Source organism: Phenylobacterium sp., from assembly GCF_020402505.1.
In the GTDB taxonomy this organism is placed as follows: Bacteria; Pseudomonadota; Alphaproteobacteria; order Caulobacterales; family Caulobacteraceae; genus Phenylobacterium.
This window is the reverse complement of the sequence record NZ_JADBZL010000002.1, coordinates 20,551-31,388: the sequence shown is the minus strand read 5'-3', so window position 1 is coordinate 31,388 and position 10,838 is coordinate 20,551. Positions and strand designations below refer to the sequence as shown.

10 protein-coding genes, 1 tRNA gene and 2 rRNA genes are annotated in these 10,838 nt (G+C 65.9%); 11 read left to right on the top strand and 2 right to left on the bottom strand.

The features are described from left to right. The 8 genes from IM632_RS00235 to IM632_RS00200 form a co-directional block, all read left to right on the top strand. Positions 1-1,087: ribosomal RNA gene (locus tag IM632_RS00235) — 23S ribosomal RNA — on the top strand; the annotation flags it as partial. Between the two features lie 74 nt (positions 1,088-1,161). Then, a 5S ribosomal RNA gene (rrf, locus tag IM632_RS00230) occupies positions 1,162-1,276 on the top strand. Between the two features lie 65 nt (positions 1,277-1,341). After that, a tRNA-Met gene (locus IM632_RS00225) sits at positions 1,342-1,418 on the top strand. Positions 1,419-1,509: 91 nt separating this feature from the next. Next, on the top strand, positions 1,510-3,519 hold the full coding sequence (locus tag IM632_RS00220; protein WP_296518785.1) for a TonB-dependent receptor: 2,010 nt from the start codon (positions 1,510-1,512) through the stop codon (positions 3,517-3,519). A gap of 52 nt (positions 3,520-3,571) precedes the next feature. Next, positions 3,572-4,393: a 23S rRNA (adenine(2030)-N(6))-methyltransferase RlmJ gene (gene rlmJ, locus IM632_RS00215; protein ID WP_296504250.1), complete on the top strand. Its 822-nt coding sequence runs from the start codon at positions 3,572-3,574 to the stop codon at positions 4,391-4,393. Continuing rightward, positions 4,390-4,950, top strand: coding sequence for a sugar transferase (locus tag IM632_RS00210; RefSeq protein WP_296480299.1), 561 nt, complete (start codon positions 4,390-4,392; stop codon positions 4,948-4,950). The genes rlmJ and IM632_RS00210 overlap by 4 nt, the downstream gene beginning before the upstream one ends. 67 nt (positions 4,951-5,017) lie before the next feature. Continuing rightward, entirely contained in the window at positions 5,018-5,485 is a 468-nt protein-coding gene (locus IM632_RS00205; RefSeq protein WP_296480296.1) for a cytochrome c, read from the top strand. A 26-nt stretch (positions 5,486-5,511) separates the two neighbouring features. Continuing rightward, positions 5,512-6,177 (top strand): cytochrome b/b6 domain-containing protein, encoded by a 666-nt coding sequence (locus tag IM632_RS00200; protein ID WP_296480298.1) that lies wholly within the window; start codon positions 5,512-5,514, stop codon positions 6,175-6,177. A 222-nt stretch (positions 6,178-6,399) separates the two neighbouring features. Here IM632_RS00200 and IM632_RS00195 read toward each other — a convergent pair whose 3' ends face one another. After that, on the bottom strand, positions 6,400-7,500 hold the full coding sequence (locus tag IM632_RS00195) for an AraC family transcriptional regulator (protein WP_296551896.1): 1,101 nt from the start codon (positions 7,498-7,500) through the stop codon (positions 6,400-6,402). On the opposite strand from IM632_RS00195, the gene IM632_RS00190 reads away from it, so the two are divergent. Continuing rightward, positions 7,483-8,124: a hypothetical protein gene (locus IM632_RS00190; protein ID WP_366817155.1), complete on the top strand. Its 642-nt coding sequence runs from the start codon at positions 7,483-7,485 to the stop codon at positions 8,122-8,124. The two genes, IM632_RS00195 and IM632_RS00190, sit on opposite strands and share 18 nt — an antisense overlap. 208 nt (positions 8,125-8,332) lie before the next feature. Here the strand turns inward: IM632_RS00190 and IM632_RS00185 are convergent, their stop codons facing one another. Continuing rightward, complete coding sequence (locus IM632_RS00185) at positions 8,333-8,662, bottom strand: hypothetical protein (protein WP_293512357.1); 330 nt, start codon at positions 8,660-8,662, stop codon at positions 8,333-8,335. A gap of 166 nt (positions 8,663-8,828) precedes the next feature. Here IM632_RS00185 and IM632_RS00180 point away from each other — a divergent pair, with 166 nt between their 5' ends. Both IM632_RS00180 and IM632_RS00175 read left to right on the top strand, forming a co-directional pair. Then, positions 8,829-9,566, top strand: a complete 738-nt coding sequence (locus IM632_RS00180) for a hypothetical protein (protein WP_296483837.1) — start codon at positions 8,829-8,831, stop codon at positions 9,564-9,566. A gap of 42 nt (positions 9,567-9,608) precedes the next feature. Beyond that, positions 9,609-10,757 (top strand): L-lactate dehydrogenase, encoded by a 1,149-nt coding sequence (locus IM632_RS00175; protein ID WP_296483839.1) that lies wholly within the window; start codon positions 9,609-9,611, stop codon positions 10,755-10,757. The last annotated feature ends 81 nt before the right edge of the window (positions 10,758-10,838 follow it).

Here is a 10,838-nt window from a genome sequence, read left to right as displayed (position 1 = left end):
AAGTCGTAAGACGACGTATAGGGTGTGACACGTGACCAATGCCGAAAGATTACGGTAAGGGGTTAGCCGCAAGGCGAAGCTCTGAACCCAAGTCCCGGTGAATGTCGGCCGTAACTATAACGGTCCTAAGGTAGCGAAATTCCTTGTCGGGTAAGTTCCGACCTGCACGAATGGCGTAACGACTTCCCCACTGTCTCCAGTGTAGACTCAGCGAAATTGAATTCCCCGTGAAGATGCGGGGTACCCGCGGTCAGACGGAAAGACCCTATGAACCTTTACTACAGCTTCGCCTTGGCGTTAGCTGCAACATGTGTAGGATAGGTGGGAGGCTATGAAGCCGGGGCGCCAGCTCTGGTGGAGCCATCCTTGAAATACCACCCTTGTTGCTGTTGACGTCTAACCAGGGCCCGTTATCCGGGTTTGGGACATGGCGTGGCGGGTAGTTTGACTGGGGCGGTCGCCTCCCAAAGTGTAACGGAGGCGCGCGATGGTGGGCTCAGAGCGGTCGGAAATCGCTCGTTGAGTGCAATGGCATAAGCCCGCCTGACTGAGAGACTGACAAGTCGATCAGAGACGAAAGTCGGCCATAGTGATCCGGTGGTTCTGCATGGAAGGGCCATCGCTCAACGAATAAAAGGTACTCTAGGGATAACAGGCTGATTTTGCCCAAGCGTCCACAGCGACGGCAAAGTTTGGCACCTCGATGTCGGCTCATCACATCCTGGGGCTGGAGCAGGTCCCAAGGGTTCGGCTGTTCGCCGATTAAAGTGGTACGTGAGCTGGGTTCAGAACGTCGTGAGACAGTTTGGTCCCTATCTGCCGTGGGTGTACGAAGCTTGAGAGGATCTGTCCCTAGTACGAGAGGACCGGGATGGACACACCTCTGGTGGACCTGTCGTGGCGCCAGCCGCGCAGCAGGGTAGCTAAGTGTGGACTAGATAACCGCTGAAAGCATCTAAGCGGGAAACTAACCTCAAAACAAGGCTTCGCCGAGAGTCGTGGTAGACCACCACGTTGATAGGCCGGGTGTGGAAGTGCGGCGACGCATGGAGCTTACCGGTACTAATCGCTCGATCGGCTTGATCGTTCTTAGTTGAACTCATGATTTGCCTTGATGGTCGTGGTTTCGACCTGATGTCTTCTCTTCATCCGTTTCGTTGACCTGGTGGTTATGCCGAGAGGTCCCCACCCGATCCCATTCCGAACTCGGTCGTTAAGCCTCTCTGGGCCGATGGTACTTCGTCTTAAGGCGCGGGAGAGTAGGTCGCCGCCAGGTCTGCCGAACGGATGAACAGCCCACCCTTCAATTCCGATGTTTTCCGCTACAGCGGATCTCATTGCCGCGGGGTGGAGCAGCCCGGTAGCTCGTCAGGCTCATAACCTGAAGGTCACAGGTTCAAATCCTGTCCCCGCACCCAGACCGTCAACGGCCCCTCCGGTTCTCCGGCGGGGCCGTTTTCGTTTGGCGCCCCCTCGTCCCCCTGTGCAGGCGCGTGTATTCACCCGGCCATGCTGATTGCCCCTGACGCCCCGCCCGCCCCGCCGCCGACCGAGGTCGAGGTCGTCGTGGTCCGCCCGGTCGACCTGCCGCCCCGGATCGGGGACGTGGTTTACTCCCGTTTCCGGCTGGGAACAGAGGACCTGCGCGGCGCCCCGCGCGCAGACGGCGCCCTCCGGCAGGTCCCTGGCGTCAACCTCTTCCGGCGCAACGGCTCCGAAGCCGCGAATCCCACCACGCAGGGCCTTTCCCTTCGGTCCATCGCCCCGTCCGGGGCGGGGCGGGCCCTCGTCATCCTGGACAGCGTTCCCCTGAACGATCCCTTCGGCGGCTGGGTCATCTGGTCCGCCGTACCGTCTGAGCGTCTGGACTCCATCGATATTGTCCGAGGCGCGGGGGCTGGGGCCTGGGGCGCCGGCGCCCTTACCGGCGTGGTCTCCCTGACAGAGCTTGCCACCCAAGCCCCGGTTTTCCGCGGCGACCTTTCGGCGGGAGACCGCAGCGTCGGGCGCGCAGCCTTCGCCTTTTCCCAAGCGGGCCTGACAGTTTCCGCCTCGGCGGCTCGTGGACCGCAGTTCACCCCGGTTCGGGGCGCCGGCCGAGGAGCGGCGGACCGGCCTGTCGACCTTGAGTCCTATAGCGGCTCGGCGCGTCTCCAGCATAACCTGGGTCCGGTCGCCGCCGCCGTGGGCCTGGCCGCCTGGCGCGAGGATCGGGACTCCGGCTTGGCTGGGGCAATGGCGCGCGCCGAGGGCGCTTCTGCATCCCTGACGCTCGCAGACCTGGAAGCAGGCAAGGGATGGCGGCTCCAGGCATGGATCCGGGGCTCGAACCTCGAGAACAGTTCCGTCAGCGTGGCGGCCGGGCGGGGGACGACCACGCCCGCCTCGGACCAGTACGCCACGCCCGCCCTGGGATGGGGCCTGAACGCCGCGTGGCGCAACGCCTCGGGGCCCTGGTCGGTGGAAGCCGGCGCCGACGCCCGTTTCGCCGAGGGCCGGGCTCGCGAGCGCTTCCGCTACCAGAACAACGCCTTCACCCGCGGCCGGGAGAGCGGGGGCCGGACCTCCGTCGCAGGCCTCTATCTGGAAGGCGCCTGGTCCGGGGACCGGATCGTCCACTCCGGCGGCGTTCGCGTCGACACCTGGTCCCAGAGCGGGGCCTTGCGCCGGGAGCGGGATCTCGCGACGGGCGCGATCACCCTGGACAGCGGCGCAGGTGACACGTCCGGCGTTCGCGGCAGCATCCGCTTCGGCTCCCGTCTGAACCTCTTGGACGGCCTCTACCTGCGCGGCGCCGCCTACACCGGGTTCCGCCCGCCGACCCTCAATGAACTCCACCGGCCCTTCCGGGTCGGCAACGATGTCACCGAGGCCAATCCCGGCCTGCGCCCGGAGAGCCTTTCCGGCGCCGACCTTGGGCTGGAAGGGGAGACGGGTTCCTGGAGCTGGGGCGCCGGGGTCTTCTTCAACCGGCTCTCCGACCCGATCACGAATGTCACCGTCGCCACCGGGCCCGGCTTCTTTCCCGTGGCCGGATTCATTCCGGCTGGGGGAACCCTCCGTCAGCGGCGCAATGCGGGCGGGATCGACGCCTGGGGTCTGGAGGCGGAGGCTCGCGGCCGGCTGGGTCCCCTGGATCTGCGCGCTGCGGCGGCGTGGACCGATGCGGAGGTCGACGGCGGCGTCTCGGCGCCCCAGTTGACTGGCCTCCGGCCCGCCCAGACGTCCCGCTTCACCGCGACGGCGGGCCTGGGTTGGCGACCGGTCGAGGCGTTGGCGCTCGATCTGTCCGCCCGGCACGAGGGCGAGCGCTTCGACGATGACCTCAACTCCCGGCGCCTCAAAGCTGCGACGAGCCTGGACGCCCGGGCCGCCTGGACGATCGCTCCCGGCGGGGAGCTCTATCTCGCCGTCGACAACCTGGGGGACGCCCGTGTCCAGACTGCGCTGTCGGGCGACGGCGCCGTCAGTCTCTCTGCTCCCCGCAGCGTCCGGGTGGGCGTCAGCCTGCGAAGGTGATGGGCGTCTGTATGGACTTCAGCTGCGGCCGCGACCGTGGCACGAGGAGGACATGAACTACAGCCACGCCTTTCACGCCGGCAATTTCGCGGACATCGTCAAGCACGCCGCCCTCCTCAGCGTGCTCTCCAGAATGCAGGCCGCCCGGGGTCGCCTGTCGGTGATCGACACCCATGGCGGACGCGGCGTCTACGACCTGACGGCCTCCGAGGCTCGACGCTCGGCGGAGGCCGAGCGGGGTGTGGCCCGGCTGATGACGGCCGACGCGCCGCCCGGACCGATCCTCGCCCTCCGCGAAGCGGTCCTGCGCCTGAACCCCGGGACGGCCGTACGTCTATATCCGGGTTCTCCGAGGCTGGTCGCGGACCGACTGCGCCCGGGTGACGCCCTGACCGTGTTTGAACTGAATCCCCGGGAGGCAGACGCGCTTGCGACGGCCCTGGGAAGCGTTCAGGGGGTCGCGATGCGGCGGGCCGATGGCTTCGACGGCGCTGTGGAGGTTCTTCCGACGCGGGGCGGCGTCCTTGTCCTGATCGATCCGCCGTTCGAGCGAGGCGACGATTATGCCCGCAGCGCCGAGACCCTCCGCTGGATCCTCGCGCAGCGACCGGACGCCACTGTGTTGATCTGGCTTCCCCTCAAGGACCTGGAGACCTTCGACTCCTTCCTGAGGCGGGTTGAAGGACCGGAGACCCTGCTGGTGGCCGAGGCTCGCCTGCGGCCCCTCCGCGATCCCATGCGGATGAATGGCTGCGCCCTGGTCATCGCTTCACCGCCCGACGGGACGCAAGCCGACCTGGAGAAGGTCTGTCGGTGGACCGTTGGGGTTCTGGGGGAGGGGGGCGAAGCCCGTGTCTGGACAACGGTATGCTGAAGCGGGGCCTGGATATTGTCGGATCCGCGGCTGGGCTCGCGGTTCTCTGGCCGCTCCTGCTGGCTCTCGCCCTGCTGATCCGTCTGGATAGTCCAGGCCCGGCCCTGCATTGGTCGAGCCGCTTCGGCAGAAACAACCAATTGTTCCTGATGCCCAAGTTCCGCACCATGCGCCTCGAAGCGCCGGACGTCGCCACCGAGGCGCTGCCCGATCCTGATCATTGGATCACACCGACGGGGCGTTGGCTGCGACGCACCAGTCTCGACGAGCTTCCCCAGCTCTGGAGCATACTGACCGGCCGAATGAGCCTGGTGGGCCCCCGGCCCGCCCTGCATTCCCAGGATGATCTCATCGCCCTCAGGACCCGTGCGGGCGTCCATGTGCTTCGTCCCGGCTTGACGGGATGGGCCCAGATCAACGGCCGGGATGCGATCGATCTCTCCCGGAAGGTGGAGTTGGACGCCGATTACCTTGCCCGCCAGAGTTTCAGCTTCGATATCATGGTCTTGCTCCTCACCCTCCGTCGGGCCTTCACGGGACGCGACGTGGTCCACTGACCGCAAGGGTTGACCCCACGGCGCCACTTCATGCAACAGTACGGCCCTGGCCTTCTGGAGATTTAGGATGACGCCCTTCCCCCGCGCTCTTTCCGCCACCTTTCTCTCCGCCACCTTGGCGCTGGGAGCTGGTGCGGCCCTTGCCGCCGTCAACGCCAAGTCGGTGACCGAGTCCAGGCAGGCCAACTTCAAGACCATGGGCAGGTCCATGAAGGCGATGACAGACGGGCTGAAAACCGGTTCGCCGGACATGACCGCCATCGCCGCCAATGCAGCCACTCTCCGCGGTCTCGCCCCGAAGATCAGCACCTGGTTTCCGAAGGGCACCGGCCCGGAGTCGGGTGTGAAGACCGAGGCCCTCGCTGAAATCTGGAAGGACCCCGCGGGCTTCGCCGCCGCCGCGCGCCGACTTGAGTCGGAGGCCGCCAAGCTCGAGGCCCTGGCCCGGGCCGGGGATGTCGCCGGGGCCCGCGCCCAGGTGCGCTTGGTGGGCGGCTCCTGCGGGGGCTGTCACGACAAGTACAAGGCCGACTGATTATCCGCGGGGAAGGCGACGGGTCCATGAGTGAGACGCCCACACCCGTCTGGGATGGCCCCACCCGGCTCTTCCACTGGTCTCTGGTGGTCCTCATCCTTGTCGCCTGGCTGACCGCCGGGGAGCAGATGACGATCCACCGGGGCGCAGGCTACGCCGTCCTCGGGCTACTGGCCTTCCGCGTCTGGTGGGGCCTTGCGGGGGGGTCGACCGCGCGGTTTTCAGGCTTTGTCCGGGGTCCTGGAGCCATCCGGCAATACCTGCGGGCCTCCCGTGAGGGAACCGACGGCGAGCATGTGGGACACAACCCCCTGGGCGCCCTCTCCGTCCTGGCCCTGCTGGGTCTGGTGGGTCTGCAGGTGGGGCTTGGACTATTTGCCATCGACGAGGATGGCTTTGAGGGTGGACCACTTTCCGACCGCATCGACTTTGATCTCGCCCGGCAGATCGCAGAGTGGCATGAACTGGCCTTCCGCCTGCTGCAGGGTCTCGTGGTCCTGCATCTGGCGGCGATCCTCTACTATGCTGTCCGCAGGCGCCAGGACCTGGTCCGGCCGATGATCACGGGCGTTCGCAAGTTCAGGGGGCCGGTGCAGGGCCTCGTCCGTGCACCTCTCTGGCGTCTTGCCGTCGGCGTCCTCATCGCCCTCGCTGTCGGCTTCGCCGCTTCTCGGGGATTCCGGTTGAGTTAGACATTGTCCCTTTCAGGTGGAGGGACAAGAGTGCGGTCGAATCCGATCACCGAGATCATCTTCAGATCCGCGAAACCCCTGCGGGGCCAGTTCCGCCGATCCGGAGCGCGATCGTCTCGGTTATTCATCATGTCAAGGCACCGGGCTCCGGGCGGCCGACGGGAGTTGAGACCTGGATCCCCGAGGTCGCTGCAGGACACCCGTGAGCGAGGGACATGAAGGTCACTCTGGCTGCAGTACCCCGTCTTCCCGAGCCATCTGCGCATGCCTCCGGAACTGGGAGGGGGTCATCCCGCGGGCTTTAACGAAGGCGCGAGTGAAGGAGGGTATGGAACTGTACCCGCTTTGGTGGGCGATCCGTGAAATCATCTGGCGGTTCCTCGCCAGGCTCGCCGCCGCCGTGTCAATGCGCAGCATCGTCAGATAGCTCAAGGGCGTGACTCCGAGCCGGTCGCGAAACCTTCGGGCAAGGGACGCTCGAGACATGCCGGCGATCTCGGCGAGACGATTCAGCGACCAAGCTTCGCCGGGGCGAGTATGGACAGCTTCCAGAACCCGCCCGAGTCTGGGATCGCTGACAGCTGACAACCACCCCGTTCCGGGTGAACCTTGCTCCGAGAGGACTTGCAGCGTCACAAGGAAGAGCACCTCGCCAAGTCGCCGAAGCACCGCTGACTGAGCGAAGTCCCTAGTGTGGTGTTCTGTCCTGCACAGTTCCAACAGCAAGCCGAGTTTGGCGTGGTTGTCCGCTGGAATGACGATCAAGGGTTCAATCCCGGAGAGTACGACCGGTGGTAGCGAACCTGTTGTCCTGAAGCTGGCCGTCAGGAGTGTAACCTGATCTCCACCACCCCCGTGGTGAAGGCGAACCATGCGCCGGTCACCCCGATCCAGGCCAGGAAGATCCGCCACGGGAATCGCTTCCACGTCTCGTCCGGACCGCAGGGCATGCGGCGTATCGAGCGGTAAGAACGCAACGTCTCCTGCTTCAAGATCCCGAGAGACTCCCGTCGGGCCAAGATCGATCCGGCATCGCCCTTCCAGCACCGCGTGGACCGCCGCCAGCCGACCTCCCGGCAGGGCGAGCCCCCAGGGTGCGGTCAACTGGCTTTCACAGAAGAACCATCCCTCAAAGTCGAGGTCGCTCAAGATCGCGTCGGGTTGGGCCACATTGAGACTTTGGGATAAGAATTTTCGACGAGTCTGCACTGATCCTACGATAGGTCGGCTACGGGGGACAGTCGCAAGGAGTATCTTGCCTTGAGCAGTCGTCGCAGTCTCCTGAAAGGCGTATCGGTCGCCGCAGTGGCTCTTTTGGTCCATGGCCGGTCCTCGGCCTCGACGAAGTTGACCCCAACCCCCTTCCTGGGCGCCGGTCCCTTCTATCCGCGGGATCCCTCCGGCCTTCCGCTGCTACCGGTGCAAGTTTCAATCCCAGACCCCCTGACGAACGACCTGACCCAGAATGGCGGTAGAGGGCGGGCGAAAGGGCGTCACATTCACATCTCAGGTCGAGTGCTGGATACGACTGGCAAGCCTATCTCTGACGCCGTCGTGGAAATCTGGTCCGTAAACGCCAGCAACATCTACTTTGTCGAAGACGGGGGCGCTTCCGATCCGAACTTCGCCGGATTTGGCCTGACCACAACGGACAAGAATGGACGTTACAGCTTCAGGACTATTCGTCCCCGCGGCTACGATCGGTATCTGGGCCTGATCCGACGGACCGCCCACATTCATTTTCTGGTGAAGGCTCTGGGGGGCGAGGTCTTCACCACGGAAATGTGGTTCGCCGATGAGGGGCGAAACAGCATGGACAACCTGTTCCGGCGGATTACCGATCCACGTCTGCAATCTCGGATGGCGGTCGTCTTGAACCGGATCGAGGGTGTCGAGAGAGGGAGGTTCGATCTCGTGCTGGCCCCAAGATACGCCGGAAGGGTCTGAGCGGCCGTAACGGTTCGCCATACGCCTTGCGGTCAGTGCGCCTTGACCGGTCGCGGTCTGGCTCTTCTCAACCCTGCGCCGCTGAACCGTTGCGGCCGCCGCCGCAGACTCGTCTGAGGTCAGGTCAAGCGCGATAGCGAAAGTCTCTGCGACACAGAGATCGCGATGGTGTCCCGGTTCAGTTGGGAGCCGGCGGGCAGGGCAAGATCTAGGCGCCGGCGGCGTCTCTAAGGCAGTTCAGCCAGGCGTCTTCTCGGGCTTTCTCGGCGATGCGCAGCCGGTCCTCGGCCTCGCGGACGCCGGCGTCGTGCTTGCGCCACTCCAGGACGGCGCCCTCCCGAGCGGCGCGGGCGGCCTCCAGGGTCTCGAACCGGGCGAGCACGGCCCGGACGCTGTAGTTGACTGGCGGCCCCACCGTCTCGCGATCGGGATAGACCCCCGTGATCGAGTCCGCAGTCTCGCTTTCGATCAGGAAGACATCCGCCCAGCCCGCATGGTGGCGCATCAGGGCCCAGGGGCGCTCGATCCGGTTGGTCATGGTCAGTCCTCGTCTCACAGGGCGGAGAAGGTTATCTAGCGCGGACTGGCGTCGGCTCCAACCGCGCGGGCGTCAAAATCCGGCTTCCGTCCGAAAGGGGATTGGGAGAAAAGCGGCGTCATTCCTTCCTCTCCTCATTCACGCTCTTCCATTTTTCGGAGTGACCATGACGGGTATCGTCATCGCCCAGCAGTTCTGCGGTCCCCCCACCTCCGGGAACGGCGGTTACTGCGCCGGCCTTCTCGCGAGGAATCTCGCCGGACCCGTGATCGCAGTCCTCAAGGCGCGCATCCCCCTGGATGTGACCCTCGACCTGTCGTCGGACTCCGCGGGATCGATCCTCACCGGCCCTGAAGGTGAGGTCATCGGCGAGGGACGGCCCGGCGTCCCCGAAGACCTGCCCCAACCCCCGACCCCTCCCGCCTGGGAAGCGGCCCTCGCCGCCGAAGCCCGGCATATCGGGATTGGCCAGCGGTTCCATCCCATCTGCTTCTCGTGCGGACCGGAGCGAGCGGAGGGCGTGGGTCTGAGGGTCTTCGCAGGGCAGATCGAAGGCGCCCCGGAAGGTCATCTCGCCTGTACCTGGACCCCCCACGCCAACTTCGCGGACACTGAAGGCCTCACGCCTGTGGAGGTCATCTGGGCGGCGCTCGACTGCCCGGGCTTCTTCGCCTGGGTTGTTCGGGAGGGCCGGCATGGCGCCCTCCTGGGCACCATGACGGGAGAGGTCCTTCGCCGTCCGCGCGCGGGCGAACCCTGCATCGTCACCGCCTGGCCGCTCGAGCGGTCAGGCCGCAAGGAGACAGCCGGGGTTGCGCTCTTCTCAGCGGAGGGTGAACTTCTGGCTCGGGCCCATCAGGTCTGGATCGTCATGAGCGCGCCGCCAGGGCCGGCGGCGGCCTGAAGCGCATCCGACGACCTGGCGGGTGATTGAGGGGAAACCGTTATGAAGCCCGCCGCCATCTCCGACTACAGGGAACAGGCCCGTCGTCGCCTGCCGCCCATGTTCTTCGAGTACATCGACGGCGGGTCCTACGCCGAGGAGACCCTTCGCCGGAATGTCCGCGACCTGGAGGCCATCGCCCTGCGCCAGAGGGTGATGCGCGACATGTCGAAAGTGGACCTGTCCACCATCCTGTTCGGGCAGACCCTGGCCATGCCCGTCGCCCTCGCCCCCGTGGGCATGGCGGGTATGTACGCCTCCCGGGGTGAGGTCCAGGCGGCGCGCGCGGCTGCGGGCGCCGGGGTTCCTTTCTGCCTCTCCACGGTCGGGGTCTGCTCCATTGAGGAGGTGGCCGCCGCCGGGACCCCGCCCTGGTTTCAACTCTACATGCTCAAGGACCGGGGCTATATGCGCGAACTCATCGCCCGGGCCCGCGACGCAGGCTGTCCAGTGCTTGTCTTCACGGTCGACCTGCCGGTGCCCGGGGCGCGGTACCGCGACGTCCGTTCCGGCTTCACCGGGCTGAGCGGAATACCCGCCGCCCTGAACACCCTCTGGCAGGGCGCGACCCACCCGGCCTGGTCCTGGGACCTCTTCGCCCATGGCCGACCCCACACCCTGGGCAATGTCCAGGCGGCCGTGGGGGGAGGGAAGCGGGTGAACGACTTTCTGGGCTGGATCGCCCGTAACTTCGACCGCTCCGTGACCTGGAAGGACCTCGACTTTGTCCGGGAAACCTGGGACGGGCCCATCGTCATCAAGGGCGTGCTGGATCCCGATGATGCGCGTGACGCCGTCCGCGCCGGCGCCCAGGGACTTGTGGTCTCGAACCACGGGGGTCGGCAGTTGGACGGGGTCTCTTCCTCCATCGCCGCCCTGCCGCGGATCGCTGACGCCGTCGGCGGCGACCTCGAGCTTCTGATGGACGGTGGCGTCCGCTCTGGTCTGGATGTCCTCAAGGCGCTGGCCCTTGGCGCTCGCGCCTGCCTGGTCGGCCGTCCCTGGGCCTGGGCGCTGGGCGCAGGGGGCGAGCCCATGGTGTCTCGCATGCTGGGCGTCCTGCGCTCGGAACTCACCACGGCGATGATCCTGACAGGCTGCGCGCAGGCCGCCTCGGCGAGCGCGGAACTGCTCGATGCTGCGGCGCCGTAGAATCTTTCGTCTGCAGGCCCTCGCAGGCGTCGACAAGGCTTCCCGCAGCCGGTAATGCGACGCGGTTATGCGCGTGAAAAC